The 15992-nt window shown below is 66.5% G+C and carries 14 protein-coding genes; 7 read left to right on the top strand and 7 right to left on the bottom strand.

Annotation, left to right across the window (positions count from 1 at the left end; genetic code table 11):
* Complete coding sequence (xdhB, locus tag AC20117_RS05490) at window positions 1–2406, bottom strand: xanthine dehydrogenase molybdopterin binding subunit (RefSeq protein ID WP_074700594.1); 2406 nt, start codon at window positions 2404–2406, stop codon at window positions 1–3.
* Window positions 2403–3905, bottom strand: a complete 1503-nt coding sequence (locus tag AC20117_RS05485) for a xanthine dehydrogenase small subunit (RefSeq protein WP_074700595.1) — start codon at window positions 3903–3905, stop codon at window positions 2403–2405. The genes xdhB and AC20117_RS05485 overlap by 4 nt, the downstream gene beginning before the upstream one ends.
* A 623-nt stretch (window positions 3906–4528) precedes the next feature.
* Here AC20117_RS05485 and AC20117_RS05480 point away from each other — a divergent pair.
* From AC20117_RS05480 to AC20117_RS05470, 3 genes are all read left to right on the top strand, one after another.
* Window positions 4529–5092, top strand: coding sequence for a DoxX family protein (locus AC20117_RS05480; RefSeq protein ID WP_074700597.1), 564 nt, complete (start codon window positions 4529–4531; stop codon window positions 5090–5092).
* Window positions 5093–5228: 136 nt separating this feature from the next.
* Window positions 5229–5432, top strand: coding sequence for a hypothetical protein (locus tag AC20117_RS05475; protein ID WP_074700599.1), 204 nt, complete (start codon window positions 5229–5231; stop codon window positions 5430–5432).
* Between the two features lie 88 nt (window positions 5433–5520).
* Window positions 5521–6357 (top strand): DNA/RNA non-specific endonuclease, encoded by an 837-nt coding sequence (locus AC20117_RS05470; RefSeq protein WP_074700601.1) that lies wholly within the window; start codon window positions 5521–5523, stop codon window positions 6355–6357.
* A gap of 15 nt (window positions 6358–6372) precedes the next feature.
* Here AC20117_RS05470 and AC20117_RS05465 read toward each other — a convergent pair whose 3' ends face one another.
* From AC20117_RS05465 to AC20117_RS05445, 5 genes are all read right to left on the bottom strand, one after another.
* Window positions 6373–7293 (bottom strand): AEC family transporter, encoded by a 921-nt coding sequence (locus AC20117_RS05465; RefSeq protein WP_074703199.1) that lies wholly within the window; start codon window positions 7291–7293, stop codon window positions 6373–6375.
* A gap of 93 nt (window positions 7294–7386) precedes the next feature.
* On the bottom strand, window positions 7387–8718 hold the full coding sequence (locus AC20117_RS05460) for an enolase C-terminal domain-like protein (protein WP_074700603.1): 1332 nt from the start codon (window positions 8716–8718) through the stop codon (window positions 7387–7389).
* A 3-nt stretch (window positions 8719–8721) separates the two neighbouring features.
* A complete protein-coding gene (locus AC20117_RS05455) occupies window positions 8722–10308 on the bottom strand; it encodes an aldehyde dehydrogenase (NADP(+)) (protein ID WP_074700605.1) in 1587 nt (528 codons plus the stop codon).
* 10 nt (window positions 10309–10318) lie between these two features.
* Window positions 10319–11233: a 5-dehydro-4-deoxyglucarate dehydratase gene (gene kdgD, locus AC20117_RS05450; protein WP_074700606.1), complete on the bottom strand. Its 915-nt coding sequence runs from the start codon at window positions 11231–11233 to the stop codon at window positions 10319–10321.
* 167 nt (window positions 11234–11400) lie between these two features.
* Window positions 11401–12279 (bottom strand): LysR family transcriptional regulator, encoded by an 879-nt coding sequence (locus AC20117_RS05445; protein ID WP_074700607.1) that lies wholly within the window; start codon window positions 12277–12279, stop codon window positions 11401–11403.
* A 153-nt stretch (window positions 12280–12432) separates the two neighbouring features.
* Here AC20117_RS05445 and AC20117_RS05440 point away from each other — a divergent pair, with 153 nt between their 5' ends.
* From AC20117_RS05440 to AC20117_RS05425, 4 genes are read left to right on the top strand one after another with little or no spacing between them, the layout of a single operon-like run.
* On the top strand, window positions 12433–13449 hold the full coding sequence (locus tag AC20117_RS05440) for a Bug family tripartite tricarboxylate transporter substrate binding protein (RefSeq protein WP_074700608.1): 1017 nt from the start codon (window positions 12433–12435) through the stop codon (window positions 13447–13449).
* On the top strand, window positions 13446–14015 hold the full coding sequence (locus tag AC20117_RS05435; protein ID WP_074700610.1) for a tripartite tricarboxylate transporter TctB family protein: 570 nt from the start codon (window positions 13446–13448) through the stop codon (window positions 14013–14015). The genes AC20117_RS05440 and AC20117_RS05435 overlap by 4 nt, the downstream gene beginning before the upstream one ends.
* 9 nt (window positions 14016–14024) lie before the next feature.
* Window positions 14025–15566, top strand: a complete 1542-nt coding sequence (locus tag AC20117_RS05430) for a tripartite tricarboxylate transporter permease (RefSeq protein WP_074700612.1) — start codon at window positions 14025–14027, stop codon at window positions 15564–15566.
* Window positions 15563–15964 carry a universal stress protein gene (locus AC20117_RS05425; protein WP_074700613.1) on the top strand — a complete coding sequence of 134 codons (402 nt, stop codon included), beginning with the start codon at window positions 15563–15565 and terminating at the stop codon, window positions 15962–15964. Before AC20117_RS05430 ends, AC20117_RS05425 begins: the two co-directional genes overlap by 4 nt.
* The last annotated feature ends 28 nt before the right edge of the window (window positions 15965–15992 follow it).

Raw genomic sequence — 15992 nt, 5'->3', positions numbered from 1 at the left:
TCAGCCTGCTGCGGTACTGACAGATGAAGGCGAGGATTCGTCCCCGACCCGGGCCCCGCCGTCGTAAGCCTTTGAGGTTGTCTCCCGCGCTGCCTGGATCGCCCAGAAAACCGCCTCGGGGGTGGCCGGACTGGCCAATTCCACCGGCCGGTCCCCGGCTCCGAACGCAGCTACCGCCTGGCGCAGGGCCTCCCTGACGCTGAAGGCGAGCATGAGCGGCGGTTCACCCACCGCTTTGGAACCATAGACGACGCCGCTCTCGGTAGCCTGCTCGAAGAGATGGACGTTGAACTCCTCGGGCATCTCCGAGAAGCTGGGCAGCTTATAGGTGCTGGCCGACTGGGTCGCCAGGCGGCCCCGGTGCTCGCCGTCGGATTCGTCCCAGCGCAGTTCCTCGAGCGTCAGCCATCCGGCGCCCTGGACGAAGCCGCCCTCGATCTGGCCGAGGTCGATCAGCGGCGAGAGGCTGTCGCCGACGTCGTGAACGATGTCCGTGCGCAGCTGGCGGTACGCGCCGGTGAACCCGTCCACTTCCACCTCGGAAACGGCTGCCCCGTAGGCGAAGTACTTGAACGGCTCGCCTTGCATGCGGGCGCTGTCCCAGTGCAGTCCCGAGGTGCGGTAATAGCCGGCAGCCCAGAGCGGGATCCGCTGGAAGTAGGCGTCATTGGCCAGATCGGCGAAGGCAATGTCCCGGTCGTGGAAACCGATCCCGGTCACCTTGCCGTTGGCGAAGCGGACGTCGTCGGGATGGATATTCATCTTGCGGGCCGCCACCTCGGCCAGCCGTGCGCTGATTTGCTCGCACGCGTCCTTGATGGCCCCGCCGTTCAGGTCTGCTCCGGAGCTGGCCGCAGTGGCCGACGTGTTCGGCACCTTGTCCGTGCGGGTGGGGGCCAGGCGGATGAAGTCCAGCGGAACGCCCAGGGCCGTGGCGGCAACCTGGCGCATCTTGGTGTGCAGGCCCTGGCCCATTTCGGTGCCGCCGTGGTTGATCAGGATGGAGCCGTCCTTATAGACGTGCACAAGCGCGCCGGCCTGGTTGAAGGCAGTGAGGTTGAACGAGATGCCAAACTTCACCGGGGTGATGGCGAGGGCGCGCCGGTTGTGCGGGTGCCGAGCGTTGAACGCGTCGATATCTTCCCGCCGGCGCACGACGTCGGAACGTTCCAGCAGGGTTTGCCAGATGGCATGCAGCCGCTCGGCATGGCGGACCGGCTGGCCGTACGGCGTGGTCTGCCCTGGAACGTAAAGGTTGCGCTGCCGCAGCTCGCCGGGCTCGAGTCCCAGTAGCGGGGCGGCTCTGCCCAGGATCTCCTCGATGAGGAACATGCCCTGCGGGCCGCCGAAGCCGCGGAACGCGGTCTGGGAAGTCTTGTTGGTCTTCGCGATCCGGCCATCAACGTGCACGTTGGGAATCCAGTAGGAATTGTCCACGTGGCACAGTGCACGGGTTAGGACCGGCTCCGAGAGATCGAGGCTCCACCCGCCGTCGCTCGTCAGCGTAGCCTTCAGCGCCTGGATCCGGCCGTCCTGGTCAAAGCCGGCCTCCCACCTGGCATGGAACGGATGGCGCTTGCCGGTCATGGTGATGTCCTGGGTGCGGTTAAGGCGCAGGCGTACGGGCCGGCCGGTGAGTACGGCGCCCAGCGCAGCGACCGCGCCGAAGCCGTGGGGCTGCATTTCCTTGCCGCCGAAACCGCCGCCCATGCGCAGACACTGGACCGTGACGTCGTGGTTGTGCCGGCCCAGCACGTGCGCCACGATTTCCTGTGTCTCCGACGGATGCTGCGTGCTGCTGTGGACGAAGATCTGTCCGCCTTCATCGACGTACGCGAACGATGCGTGGGTCTCCAGATAGAAGTGTTCCTGGCCGCCGTACTCGATCTCGCCGGTGAACCGATGCACGGCCCCTTCAAGGGCGGCGTCGGCGTCGCCCCGGCTGAGGGTCGGCTGGAGGCCCTGGAAGCATTCCGCCTCGATAGCTTCGGTGAGCGTCAGCAGCGAGGGGAGCGGGTCGTAGCTGACGTCGACTGCCTCGGCGCCCAGCCGTGCGGCCTCGGGCGTTTCGCCCAGCACCCAGCAGACGGCATGGCCGTAGTACATGACCTCGGTGGGGAAAAGCGGCTCATCGTGCTTGGTTCCGGCGTCGTTGACGCCCGGAACATCCGCCCCGGACAGGACCCGGACCACTCCCGGGACCTGCAGCGCGGGTTCGGTGCGCAAGGAAGTCACGACGGCGTGGGCATGCGGCGCCTGGACGGGCCAGGCATGCAGCACATTCTGTCGGCCCACGATGAGGTCGTCGGTGTACAGCGCAGTTCCCGTGACGTGCAGTGCGGCACTCTCATGCGGCACGGTCACGCCGACAACGGGATTGACCGGGCGGTCGGCAAGGGATTTCATCGGGCTACCTCCACAGCGGATGCTGTTTCCGCATAAAACTTGAGCATTGCCTGGCCGAGCATGGCCGAGCGGTAGCGGGCGCTCGCCCTCAGATCGTCGATCGGCGTGCCTTCGGCGGACATGACGGCGGCGGCGGCCTCGGCCGTTTCAGCTGTCCACGGCTGGCCCGCCAGTGCCTGCTCCGTTCCGGTTGCGCGGATCGGTGTGGCCGCAACGCCGCCGACGCCTATCCGGATGGAGGATACGGTGCCGCCGTCGAGCTGCATGGCGAAGGCGACGGCGACACTCGAAATGTCGTCGAAGCGGCGCTTGGCGATCTTGTAGAAGGCGGTGTTTTCCGCCAGTGGCAGCGGGATCCACACCTCGCGCAGGAGCTCGCCGGGTTTCTTCACGCTCTGGCGGTACCCGATGAAGTACTCGGCCAGCGGGACTTCCCGCTCACCGCCCGCGGAGGCCAGCACGACCGACGCGTCCAGCGCCAGCAGCGCCGGCGCCGAATCCCCGATCGGCGAACCTGTTGCCAGGTTGCCGCCCAGGCTTGCCGTATTGCGGATCAGCGGGGAGGCGAACTGGGGGAAGAGTTGGCTCAACAACGGCACGCGCCCGGCCAGCCCGCGATCGATCTCGGTCAGGCTCAGGGCCGCCCCGATGCTGATCCGGTCGCTGCCGACGTCGAGCACCCGCAGCGGCTCCAGCCGGTCGATGGCAAGGGTCAGCGGCGGCCGCGTGTGCCGCAGGTTCACCTCCACCCCGAGGTCGGTGGCGCCGGCGACCAGCTTGGCCTCCGGATTCTGCTCGAGCAGGGCGAAGAGCTCCTCCATGCCCGAAGGCCGGATGAAGCGGGCGCCGTCCACGGTCTTCTGCGTAGGTCGCGCGGCAGGGGCGGGCCCGCCCTGCCGGACCAGCAGCGGGTCGGATCCATCGGGCGAGCCGAGCGCGTACGCCGCGTCCCGGATGGGCCGGTAGCCGGTGCACCGGCACAAATTGCCGCTCAGGGCGTGCAGGTCGAAGCCGTTGGGTCCGCTTTCATGGTCGGTCGCATGTTCCTCGCCGGCCACCGCGGTCCCGGTCTGCGCCGCACCGGAACCGGCCGCGTTCCGCTCCGGTCGGTAGTACTCGGCGGCCATGGAGCAGATGAACCCTGGCGTGCAGTAGCCGCACTGCGCTCCGCCGCGGTCTGCCATCTCCCGTTGAACGGGGTGCAGAGCCTCCTCGGCGCAGGGACCCGGTGCGGTGCCGAGGCCCTCTGCGGTCACGATTTCCTGGCCGTCGAACGCCAAGGCAGGAGGCAGGCACGCGTTGATTGAGGTCCAGCGGCTTCGGTCGGCTCCGTCGGGGCGGGCCAGGAGGACGGCGCACGCACCGCACTCACCTTCGGCGCATCCTTCCTTCGCCCCGGTCAAGCCCTGCGTTCTCAGCCAGTCGAGCAACCGGGTGTGCGGGCCGGCCCCGCCGCAATCGCGCAGTTGGCCGTTGACCGTGATCTGACTATCGCGCATGCCTCAATCTCCTCAGCGCCCTCGTTGGACGTGCCTTGAGAATCAATCTGTGACTCACACCATACTGCGCCACGCGTGGCTGTAAACCCAAGAACGACGGCGGATCCCCCTTCCGCCGTGATCGTTACCCACTCCATGGGTAACGTAGCCAGAGGGTTCGCCGAACCGGCCTTCCGCCGTCGTGCATCTGAAAAGGCGATCAACAGAGGGCCATTCATTATGTGACGTTCAACACACGAGGCAACCTGCGTTCGCGGCCCGGGAGTGCGACCGGGGCAGCCCTTCAGTGGCGCGGCGTATTTCCTTTAACCACGGATGTTGCCGGCGCCGCATCAACGTGGCGCACATCACCCAATTGCGCCGAGCGGGCGCAAAATTACATCATGAAAGATTTGCGCAATGCAATTTCCTGTCGGTACGGTACCAAATTAACCAGCCCAAGACGGAGTCGCCCTGACTTCTCCTGGACGGATCGACCGGCACTGAGCCGGGATCTGCGGCTGGCAGGGGGCTCCCGGCAATGCGCAGGACAGTGTGCGAACGCGTAGGACAGTGCGCGCCGGTTAGATAGACAAACCCCGCTCCACAGACCACTTTTCCCCACTCCCCAGGAGAAAACACCTATGTCAACCATGCAGGAAACACCCCACACCATGACAGCGCCGGCTCCCTCTGCGGACTCCCTAGAGAGGCGCCAGGCAGTGCTCCCGCGGCGTGCCCGTCCGCTGGCGATACTGCGGATCCTGCTGGGTTCGGTCTTTCTCTGGGCCTTCGTCGATAAGACGTTCGGCCTCGGTTTCGCCACGACACCCGAGAAGGCCTGGATCGCGGGCGGCTCGCCCACTGCAGGCTACCTAGGCAGCCTGGAGGGCTCGTTCGCCGGACTGTTCCAGTCGCTGGCTGGCGCGCCGGTCGTGGACTGGGCCTTCATGCTTGGGCTGCTGGCCGTTGGTACGGCGCTGGTTCTTGGCATCGCGCTCCGTGCTGCCGCTGTCGGCGGCACCGCCCTTATGATCCTGATGTGGCTGTCTTCGCTGCCGCTCAAGTCCAATCCGATCATCGACGAGCACATCGTCTACGCGGCGGCAATGATCGTCCTGGCTGCAACACACGCCGGCAACACGTTCGGCCTGGGCCGCCAGTGGTCGGCCCTGACGTCGTCCCCGTCCCTGCGCTGGTTGCGCTAAGTCCGATGTATATCTCGAAGGATGTAGCTGGGTCCGTCGACCCAGCTACATCCTTCAGTTGTTCGTTCCCGGGATGACCTTGTACCCGCCGCTGTCCGCACTTACGGTGGAACCAGACGACAACGGAGGGCCTGAGATGACTGAGAAGAGCATTGAACAGTGGTGGCCGGAGCTGCACACGGCAACCAAACAGTGGTTCCGGCAGAACCTGCGGGCCGAGAGCATCGAGTCGGATGTCGCCCTCGAGGTTTATAACGCGGGCGGCCCGGATCTGAAAGACACAACGCTCGCGCCGAAGGACTGGGACTTCATTGAGACGCAGTCCGAATTCGTAGACTAGGACCGCAGAAACTGACGGTCGCGGAAGCGTCAACCGGATTTCCGGTTGGCGCTTCCTGCCGTTCATGCGGGTGCCGCAGGATGGAAGCATGACCCAGGGCTACAGCGCGGACTTCCTGCTGACCACCGTTGAACTTCCCCGTCCGGCAACCGCAGTCAAGGTGCTGGACTACACGCATTTCACGATCTGCCTCAACACCCAGCAACGGCTCGCGGAGCTGGCCGCAGTGAACATCGACGGCGACCGGCTCCAGGACTTGCCGCGGGAAGACAGCTGGCGGCTGGATCCGAGGCTGGCCGCGGAGCTGCAGGCCGGTGAAGAGCTGTATCGCGGAAACGACCTGGATCGCGGGCACCTGGTGCGGCGGCTGGACCCGGTGTGGGGCAGTCGCGCCGAGGCCGCCAAGGCCAACACCGAGACCTTTTTCTATACGAATGCGGCGCCGCAGGTGAATACCTTCAACCAGTCCAAGGAGCTGTGGCTGGGGTTGGAGGACTATCTCTTGGACCACGCGGACAATTACGACACCCGGCTCAGCGTCTTCACCGGTCCGGTCTTCGACAGCGCGGATCCGCAGTACCGGGGCTTTTCGATCCCGCTGCTGTTCTGGAAAGTAGCCGCCTGGCGTGCCGCGGAAGGAATCGCATGCACGGCCTACATCCTGGACCAGTCCCCCTTGCTGGACGAGCTCGAACTGGAACGGCAGACCGCGGCCGCCACGGCAGCGGGCGAGATTCCGCCGCTCGGGCCGTACCGGACTTTCCAAGTTCCCGTGCAGGACGTCCAGTCGCTTACCGGACTCGGGCTGGAGCAGCTCGTTGAAGCCGACCGGTTCACCCCGCGGGGACATGAGCGTGATGGACGGCCGCGGTGGCTCCTGTTGGAAAAGCCGGAGCAGATGCGGTTGAAGCCCGGGGCCGGATAGCCGACGGTCCCGGCGCTAGGCCAGCAGCCAGGCTGCGACGATGAGGGCCGGCACCGCCAGCGCGGAGGACAGCAGCACCACGTCGCGGGCCATCGTGATGCCGCGGCCGTAGCGGCTGGCGAAGAGGAAGACGTTTTGCGCCGAGGGCAGGGCCGCCATGATCACCGCCCCGAAGACCAGCTCCGCGTCCAGCCGGAACAGGAACGTGGCCACTACGTACGTGAGCAGCGGCATCACGGCTGACTTGAGGGCGGTGGCGACGATGACCTCGGTGCGGCCCTCGCTCACCTTCAGCGGCCGGCTGCCGCGCAGCGACATGCCGAAAGCCATCAGGACCAGCGGCACGGCCGCACCGCCCAGCAGCATCAGCGGCTCCCAGACCACTTCGGGAAGTTCGACGCCGGTCCAAGCCACGGCCACGCCCAGAAACGACGCGATGATCATCGGATTGCGGAACGGTTGCGTCAGGATGTTTTTCAGCGAAGGTTTGCGTCCGGAGGAGAGATCCAGAATCGTCAGGTACGCCGGCGCCAGTAACAGCAGCTGGATCAGCAGGACCGGCGCCACCGGCGTCGCGTTCCCCAGCGCGTAGAGGGCGATCGGAATGCCGATGTTGTTCGCGTTGACGTACGAGCTGGCCATGGCTCCTACTGCGGTTTCGGCGGCAGGGCGGCGGAACCAGATCCGGCTGAGCAGCACGTAGAGCCCCGCCGTCGCCAGCGCGGTGATCAGGGCAATCGGCACGTAGGCGGAGAAGACCGCCTCCAGATCAGCCTGGGCGAGCACGGTAAACAGCAGTGCCGGGTTGGTGATGAAGAAGGCGGTCTGGGTCAGCGCCTGTCCGGCGTGCGGGCCGCCGATCTGGAAGCGGGCGGCAATATAGCCAACCACAATGACGGCGCCGACTATGGCGAAACCAATCAGGACGCCGACCAACACATACCTCCGTATTCCACGCAAAAAGGGTCCGGCCCCGCCGCCTGGGACAGCGGGGCCGGACCCTTTGACTTTACTAGCGGACCAGCTTTCCTAGCGCACCAGGGCCGGCCGCTTCGGGTTGAACTCCCAGCCAGGCACCAGGTACTGCATGGCCGCGGCATCGTCCCGGGCACCGAGCCCGTGTTCGAGGTAGAGCTGGTGCGCGGCCTCGAGCGCCTTCCGGTCCAGCTCGACGCCGAGGCCCGGACGCGCCGGTACCTCGATGTAGCCGCCCTTGATCTGCAGCGGCTCCGTGGTCAGCCCCTGGCCGTCCTGCCAGATCCAGTGCGTATCCAGCGCAGTGATCTTGCCCGGCGCCGCTGCGCCCACCTGCGTGAACATCGCGAGCGAGATATCGAAGTGGTTGTTCGAGTGCGAACCCCAGGTCAGGCCGAAGTCGTTGCACAGCTGCGCCACTCGAACCGAGCCCTGCATGGTCCAGAAATGCGGGTCCGCCAGCGGAATATCGACGGCGTTCGTCCGGATGGCGTGGGCCATCTGCCGCCAGTCCGTGGCGATCATGTTGGTGGCCGTCGGCAGTCCGGTGGCCCGCCGGAACTCCGCCATGGTTTCGCGGCCGGAGTAGGTTCCTTCCGGACCGCACGGGTCCTCGGCGTACGCCAGGACGTCGCCCAGCCCGCTGCAGAGCTCGATGGCTTCCTGCAACAGCCAGCCGCCGTTGGGGTCAAGCGTGATCCGGGCCTCCGGGAAACGCTTGGCCAGCGCGGTCACCGCGGCAACCTCTTCCTTGCCCGGGAGCACGCCGCCCTTGAGCTTGAAGTCCTGGAACCCATAGCGCTGCTGGGCGGCTTCGGCCAGAGCCACAATCGCCTCCGGCGTCATGGCCTCCTCGCGGCGCAGCCGTTCCCAATCGTCGGCCGGGTTGTCCTCGGCCAGGTACGGCAGGTCGGTCTTTGTCCGGTCGGCAACGTAGAACAGGTAGCCCAGCATCTGGACCTTGTCCCGCTGCTGGCCTTCGCCGAGGAGCTCGGCCACGGGCACGCCCAGATGCTGGCCCATCAGGTCCAGCAGCCCGGATTCCAGCGCCGTGACGGCGTGGATGGTGGTGCGCAGATCGAAGGTCTGCGCACCGCGTCCGCCCGCATCCCGGTCGGCGAAAGCCACGGAGACCTTGCGCAGCAGCTGCCGGTACAGCGAGATCGGCTGGCCGACCAGGATGCTGCCGGCTTCCTCGATGGTGCTGCGGATCGCTTCGCCGCCGGGTACCTCACCCAGTCCGGTGTTGCCGTTGCTGTCGGTGATAATGGCGATGTTCCGGGTGAAGAACGGGCCGTGGGCACCGCTGAGGTTCAGCAGCATGCTGTCGTGGCCGGCAACCGGGACGGCTTCGACCGAGACGATCGTGGGGGTGTTGCTTGCCATGCGCTAGTCCTTCAGGGTTTCTACGCTGCCGTCGAGGCGGCGGTTCAGTTTCCACGGGTTGTTGTCCTGCAGCGGCTCCGGCAGGAGCTCGGCCGGAACATTCTGGTAGCTGACCGGGCGCTGGAAGCGGTGGATGGCCAGGCTGCCCACGGAGGTGGACCGCGAGTCGGACGTCGCCGGGAACGGCCCGCCGTGGACCATAGCGTGTCCAACTTCGACGCCGGTGGGCCAGCCGTTGAAGAGGATGCGTCCCACCCTGCGCTCCAGGACGGGGAGCAGCTCGCGGGCCGCTGCCTCGTCGCCCGGCGCGTAATGGACGGTCGCGGTGAGCTGCCCCTGGAGGTTCTCGGTGGCGGTGGCGAGTTCGGCCGCGTCCGAGTAGCGCACGAAGAGCCCGGCCGCCCCGAAGACTTCCTCCTGCAGCCGCGGCGAGGCCGCGAAGTTCTCCGCGGTGGTGCTGAACAGCCGCGGTGCCGGGGCGTTCTCGGTGGCGCCCGGAGTGCCCTCGGCGACCTGTTCCACGCCGTCGGCCGCTGCAAGTTCCTTCACGCCTTCTTCCCACGCGCCGGCGATGCCCGGTGTGAGCATGGTCTGGCCGGCGCAGGAACGCAGCGAGCCGGCTGCGGCGTTGATGAAGGCGTCGCCGGTTGTGCCTTCGGGGACAAAGACCAGCCCGGGGTTGGTGCAGAACTGGCCGGCCCCCATGGTCAGCGATCCGACGAAGTCGCCGGCCAGCGCGGCCGCGTCGTCGGCGATGGCGCCGGGCAGGACAAACACGGGGTTGATGGAGGACATCTCTGCATACACCGGAATTGGCTCCGGCCGTGCCGCCGCGGTCTTCATCAGGGCGATCCCGCCGGCCTGCGACCCGGTGAAGCCCACGGCCTTGATGCGCGGATCCGCCACGAGTGCCTGGCCGACGGAGCGGCCGGCACCGAAGAGCAGCGAGAAGACGCCGTCGGGCAGGTCGCTGTCCTTGACGGCCTTCGCCAAGGCCTGGCCCACCAGTTCCGCGGTTCCCGGGTGTGCGTTGTGCGCCTTGACGATCACCGGGCAGCCGGCGGCCAGCGCGGAGGCAGTGTCGCCGCCCGCGGTGGAGAACGCCAGCGGGAAGTTGCTGGCACCGAACACGGCAACCGGGCCCAGCGGAATGTGGCGCTGGCGGATGTCCACGCGGGCCGCCGGTTTGCGGTCCGGCTGTGCGGGATCGATGCGCACCTGCAGGTGGTCGCCCTGGCGGACCACTGCGGCGAACATCCGCAGCTGGCCGATGGTGCGGCCGCGCTCGCCTTCCAGCCGGCCGGCGGGCAGGCCGGTTTCGGCGGTGCCGCGTTCGGTCAGCTCGGCGCCGATGGCTTCGATGTTGTCGGCGATGCGCTCGAGGAAGGCTGCGCGCACTTCGGGGGAGGTGGCACGGTAGGTGTCGAACGCTGCTTCGGCGGCCTTGGTGGCGTCTTCGAGCTGGGCCACGCTGACCATGCCGAAGGCGGGCTCAAGCTTTTCGCCGGTGGCCGGGTTGATGGCGTTGACCTCGCCGTCGGTCCCGTTGACGGGGGTGCCGGCGATGATGGAATTTCCTGTAATGGGCACGGGCAATCTCCTAGCTGATTTTGTTGATCAGGGTGGTCAGTTCGTGCAGGTCGGACTCGGTGAGGTCCTGCAGCGGCGGGCGGACCTTGCCGCCGTCGCGGCCCACGGCGGTCAGGCCGGCCTTGACGATGGACACGCCGTAGCCCTTCACCCGGTCGCGGATGTCCAGGTACGGAATGACGAAGTCGTTGAGCTTCTGGTAGACGGCCGTGCGGTTTTCGGCGCGGACGTCCTGGTAGAAGCCGAGCGCGAACTCGGGCACGAAGTTGAACATCGCCGAGGAGTAGGTGCTCACGCCCAGCTGCAGCAGCGGCAACGCGAAAGTCTCCGCCGTCGGCAGCCCGCCGATGTAGGCGAGGCGCTCGCCCACCTTGGCGTAGATCCGGGTCATCTGCTCGATGTTGCCGATGCCGTCCTTGAAGCCGATCAGGTTCGGGTTGCGTTCGGCCAGGATGGCCACCGAGGTGTCCGTCAGGACGGCGTTCGCCCGGCTGTAGACGATGACGCCGAGGTTGGTGGCGCGGCAGACGGCGCTGACGTGTTCGATCAGGCCTTCCTGGTCCGCCTCGGTCAGGTACGGCGGCAGCAGCAGCAGGCCATCCGCACCGGCGGCCTCGGCCGACTTCGCCTGCTCGATGGCCTGGAAGGTGGGTCCGGTGGCGGAGGCCAGGACGGGGACCCTGCCGCCGATTTCATCCACCGCAACGCGGACCACGCGGTCCATTTCCGCGGTGGTGAGGGAGAAGCCTTCACCCGTGCCGCCGCCGGCGAAGAGGCCCGCGACGTCGTAGCCGGCCTGCCAGGCGAGGTGCTCGCGGTACCGGGCCTCATCAAACTGCAGGTCCGCATCGAAATGCGTTACCGGAAAAGAGAGCAGACCGGATTTGATCTGGGTTGCCAATTCGGCCGGGTTCAGCTGTGCCACGTGTTGTGTCCTTAATTAGGCGGCGCGAGGTCCTTGCCCTGGCGCCGAATGGGGGTGTGCATTGCTGCCAGCCTAGGAACACTTTCGATGCATGTCCAAGAGTGTTTTTGTATGGTTTGATACCTTCTCTGCATTATGACGGCGGGGCCCGGGGCGCTGCGAATGAATCAGGCCTGCTCGATCAGGTTCATCACCCGGTGCAGCGCGGGGTTCCGGGAATCGCGCTGCCAAATGGCATAAAGCTCCACGGGGTCTTCGCCGAAGCCCTCCACCCGTGCGTACTCCACGCCGTCGATGCCCAGCACGCTGGCCGACTGTGGGACCAGCGCGATCCCGCGACCGGCCGCCACCAGCAACACCATGGTCAGGATCTGGCTCACGGTATGGACAAAGTTCGTGTTGGTCACCGGGAGGGTTCTAACCACCAGGTCGTAGAAGTAGCGCGCCTGGGTGGGGGAGTGCATGATCAGGTCTTCGTTGCGCAGGTCCTCCCCGGTGATCGCGCGCCCCAGCCGCCCCAGCGGGTGCCCCGCAGGCAGGGCGGCCACCATCGGCTCCCGGTACAGGAGCCGCGAGTCGAACAGCTCCTCATCAAAGGGCGGCCGGGCCAGGCCGATATCGATCTCGCCCTTCACCAGTGCCGGGATCTGTTCGCGCGTCACCATCTCCGTGAGTTCGACGTCGATCTCCGGCAGGTGCGTCCCGATCTCGTTCAGCAGGGCGCCCAGCAGACCGTAAGTGGAGGCCGCGGTGAAGCCGATGCGGACAGTGCCCGCGGCGCCGGCCGAGATCCGGCGGGCAAGATCCGGGGCGCTGTCCGCCAAGGCGAGCAGCTTGCGTGCCTCGACGAGGAAGGCTTCGCCGGCCGAGGTGAGGGTCACCCGGCGGTTGTCCCGCTCGAAGAGTTGCACCTGGATGCCGCGCTCAAGCTTTTGGATTTGCCGGCTCAAGGGCGGCTGGGTCATATTAAGGCGTTCCGCGGCGCGGCCGAAGTGGAGTTCTTCGGCAACGGCCACGAAACCGCGAAGCTGGTCGAGTGAGTACATGATGCACAGAGGGTATCACTTCATGCCTTATTGGGCTTGGACAAGTATCATGAGCTGTCCTTAGGCTTCCAGAAGCACCTTGCAGTGGTGATGGGCCTCACAACCGTTCACGGGTCCGCCGCGACACCCTGCACCATCCAAAAGGAGACCTAAATGTTCGCATCCAAGCTCACCCGCCGCGCGGCCGTGTCCGCCAGCGCGGGTCTGGCGCTTGCCCTGAGCCTGTCCGCCTGCGGCGGGAATGTTTCCGATTCCGGGGCAGCTGCAGATGGTAGCGAGTTCCCGTCCGGTCCCGTGACCCTGACCATCGGCCAGGACCCGGGCGGCAGCACCGACCGGATCGGCCGTGCACTCGCCGAGAACGCTGCCGATCCGCTGGGCGTGGCCATTCCCGTGGTCAACAAGCCCGGTGCCAACGGCGCTCTGGCCACCAAGGAAGTTGCCGCCATGGAGCCGGACGGCCAGAACCTGATTCTGCTCAACGCCTCGCTAATCACCATCACTCCGCTGGCCGTCAGTGAGGAGGAAGCGGTCTCGCTGGATGACGTCGAGGTCATCACCGGCATCTCCCAGGACGACTACGTGCTGGTGGCCAATGCAGACTCCGGCTTGAAGACCATGGAGGACATCACCAGCGCCGACAAGAAGTTCAACTTCGCCACCACCGGCGTCGGCACCGGCAGCCAGCTGGCCCAGGCACTGCTGTTCAAGCAGGCCGGGGTTGAGGGAACCGACGTACCGTTCGACGGCGGCTCCCCGGCCATGACCGCACTGCTGGGCAACCAGGTGGACCTGGCGACCATCCAGCTGGGCGAGGCCATGCCGCAGATCGAAGCCGGCAAGCTGACGCCGATCGTGACCTTCTCCGAAGAGCGCAACCAGTACCTGCCGGACACGCCCACCGCCGTCGAGGCAGGCTACGACGTTCCGGTGTCCCAGTACCGCGCAGTGGCAGCACCGAAGGGCACGCCGGAGCCGGTCATCGCCGAGCTGAAGGAAGCCTTCACCGCGGCCTTCGAGTCGGAGAAGTACAAGGAGTTCAACGAGCAGAACCTGTTCACTCCGACCCAGATCGACGGCGAGCAGCTGGCCGCAGACTGGAAGGGCTACGCCGAGAAGTACAAGGCCCTCACGGAGGAATACGGCATTGATCTCGGAGGCGAGAAGTGACATCACCACACGGTGATGGTTCCAACCTCGGCGGCAGCGACGTTCGCGCTGCCGCCGAGGCGGGCTCCGTACTCGATGATCTGACGCCGGAGCAGCTCGCGGCCGAATGGGACGAGGACAAGCCCCCCGCAGCAGGTCCGCTGGCCAACATCGCGGCGGCCGCCGTCGTCGTCGTTATTGGCGTTGCCGGCATTTTCCTCTCCCTGGGCATGGGGCTGGGGACGCCCGAGGCGCCGGAGCCTGGCATGTGGCCGTTCATCATCAGCGTGGTGCTGGTGGTCCTGGCCACCGCGCTGGCGGTTTTCGGCCGGAACACGCTGGACGCCGAGAAGTTCTCCTCCTCGAGCTGGGCCGTGCTCGCCGGTGTCGGCACGCTGATCGGCTTTGTGCTGCTGGTGGGGACCATCGGATTCGAGATCCCGTCCCTACTGCTGACGTTCGTCTGGCTGAGGTTCCTGGGCAAGGAAACCTGGCGGATGTCCACGGTGCTCAGCTTCGCCGTTGTCGCCGCCTTCTACCTGATCTTCGTCGTGGCCCTCGGCGTGCCCGTCCCGCATTTGTTCTAGGGAAGACTCATGGAATTTTTTGAACCGGTGATCAACGGTTTCGGCGTGGTGCTGGAACCGACGAACCTGTTGTACTGCCTGCTCGGCGTCATGATCGGCATGCTGATCGGTGTGCTGCCGGGCCTCGGCCCCGCCGCAACCATCGCGATCCTGCTGCCGCTGACCTACGGCGTGGAGCCGGTCACCGCGATCATCATGCTGGCCGGCATCTTCTACGGTGCGCAGTACGGCGGCACCATCACGTCCGTGCTGCTGCGGCTGCCGGGCGAGGCCTCCGCCGTTGTCACGGTGTTCGACGGCTACGCGCTGGCCAAGCAAGGCAAGGCCGGAACGGCGCTGGGCATCGCGGCCATCGGCTCCTTCATCGGCGGCACCGTTGCCATCTTCGGCCTGACCCTGCTGGCCCCGATCGTCGCGGGCTTCGCACTGGACTTCGGCCCGCCGGAATACACCGCCCTGGCGCTGCTGGGCATCCTCCTGGTGGCCACGGTCAGCAACGGCGGCAAGCTCAAGTCCGTCATCGCCGCGGGCCTCGGCCTGCTGCTCGCCACGGTGGGCCGCGACGGCTTCACCGGTGAATCCCGCTTCACTTTCGGCAGCCTCTCGCTTGCCGACGGCCTCGACTTCGTGCCGATCGCCATGGGTATCTTCGGGCTCGGTGAGATCCTCTACAACCTGGAGCAGCGCCACAATAAGGTGCAGGCTCCGGCGAAGGTGGCCAACGTCTGGCCCTCGCGCCAGGACCTCAAGCAGTCCTCCGGCGCCATCGGCCGCGGCTCCGTTCTGGGCTTCTTCCTGGGCATCCTGCCTGGCGGCGGCGCCACGCTCTCCTCGCTGGCCGCCTACGCCATGGAGAAGAAGCGCGCCAAGAACCCCGAGCGCTTCGGCCGCGGTGCGGTAGAGGGCGTGGCCGCACCGGAATCGGCCAACAACGCGGCGGCAACGTCGTCGTTCATCCCGCTGCTGACCCTGGGCATCCCCGCCAACGCCACCATGGCGATCATCTTCGGCGCGCTGCTGATCCAGGGCGTCACGCCCGGCCCCCAGCTGGTGGCCAACGACCCGGAACTCTTCTGGGGCGTGGTGAACTCGATGTACATCGGGAACATCCTGCTGCTGATCATGTCCATCCCGCTGGTGGGCATCTTCGTCAAGATCCTGCGCGTGCGGGCCGCCATCCTGGCCCCGATCACCGTGCTGATCACGCTGATCGGCGTCTACACCATCCGCAACAGCGTCTTCGACATCTGGCTGGTCATCTTCTTCGGCGTGATCGGCTACCTGATGAAGAAGTTCGGTTTCGAGCCGGGGCCGCTGGTGCTGGCCTTTGTGCTCGGCGCCCTGCTGGAAGAGAACCTGCGCCGTTCGCTGCTGGTCTTCGGCGGCGACGCGGCCGGCTTCGTCACCCGCCCGATTTCCGGCGTACTGCTGCTGGTCTTCCTGATGGTCATCTTCCTGCCGCTGATCCAGTCTCTGTTCAAGAAAGCCCGCGCCAAAAAGGCCACCAACACCGACGATCCGTCGCAGAAGAATGAAAAGGAATCAGTATGAGTATCCTGGTCGGCTACCTGCCCACCCCCGAAGGCGAAGCCGCGCTCACCGCCGGCATTGCCGAAGCAAAACTGCGCGGGCTGGACATGGTGATCCTCAATTCCCCGCGCAAGGGCGCCCCGGTGGATGCCGCCCTGGCCTCGCCCGAGCAGGTTGCCGAGCTGGTGCAGCGGGCCGCGGACGCGGGCATCACCGCCACCGTGCGCCAGCCCGGCCACACCGATGACCTGACCGACGAGTTCATGGACGTCGCGGACGATGTCAACGCCGCCCTGATCGTCATCGGCCTGCGCAAGCGCTCCCAGGTGGGGAAGTTCATCATGGGCAGCCAGGCCCAGCGGATCCTGCTCCAGGCGGACCGCCCGGTCCTCGCGGTCAAGGCACCGGACGGCTTCTAATACCGCGTACGACGGCGGCTGCCGGCTT

The sequence above is a fragment of the Arthrobacter crystallopoietes genome (assembly GCF_002849715.1).
Classification (GTDB): domain Bacteria; phylum Actinomycetota; class Actinomycetes; order Actinomycetales; family Micrococcaceae; genus Crystallibacter; species Crystallibacter crystallopoietes.
This window is presented reverse-complemented; position numbering and strand designations above follow the sequence as displayed.

Bases quoted from the DNA above. Each gene is read 5' to 3' on its own strand.
- xdhB (WP_074700594.1), bottom strand. From the start codon at position 2,406: ATGAAATCCCTTGCCGACCGCCCGGTCAATCCCGTTGTCGGCGTGACC.
- AC20117_RS05485 (WP_074700595.1), bottom strand. From the start codon at position 3,905: ATGCGCGATAGTCAGATCACGGTCAACGGCCAACTGCGCGATTGCGGC.
- AC20117_RS05480 (WP_074700597.1), top strand. From the start codon at position 4,529: ATGTCAACCATGCAGGAAACACCCCACACCATGACAGCGCCGGCTCCC.
- AC20117_RS05475 (WP_074700599.1), top strand. From the start codon at position 5,229: ATGACTGAGAAGAGCATTGAACAGTGGTGGCCGGAGCTGCACACGGCA.
- AC20117_RS05470 (WP_074700601.1), top strand. From the start codon at position 5,521: ATGACCCAGGGCTACAGCGCGGACTTCCTGCTGACCACCGTTGAACTT.
- AC20117_RS05460 (WP_074700603.1), bottom strand. From the start codon at position 8,718: ATGGCAAGCAACACCCCCACGATCGTCTCGGTCGAAGCCGTCCCGGTT.
- AC20117_RS05445 (WP_074700607.1), bottom strand. From the start codon at position 12,279: ATGTACTCACTCGACCAGCTTCGCGGTTTCGTGGCCGTTGCCGAAGAA.
- AC20117_RS05440 (WP_074700608.1), top strand. From the start codon at position 12,433: ATGTTCGCATCCAAGCTCACCCGCCGCGCGGCCGTGTCCGCCAGCGCG.
- AC20117_RS05430 (WP_074700612.1), top strand. From the start codon at position 14,025: ATGGAATTTTTTGAACCGGTGATCAACGGTTTCGGCGTGGTGCTGGAA.
- AC20117_RS05425 (WP_074700613.1), top strand. From the start codon at position 15,563: ATGAGTATCCTGGTCGGCTACCTGCCCACCCCCGAAGGCGAAGCCGCG.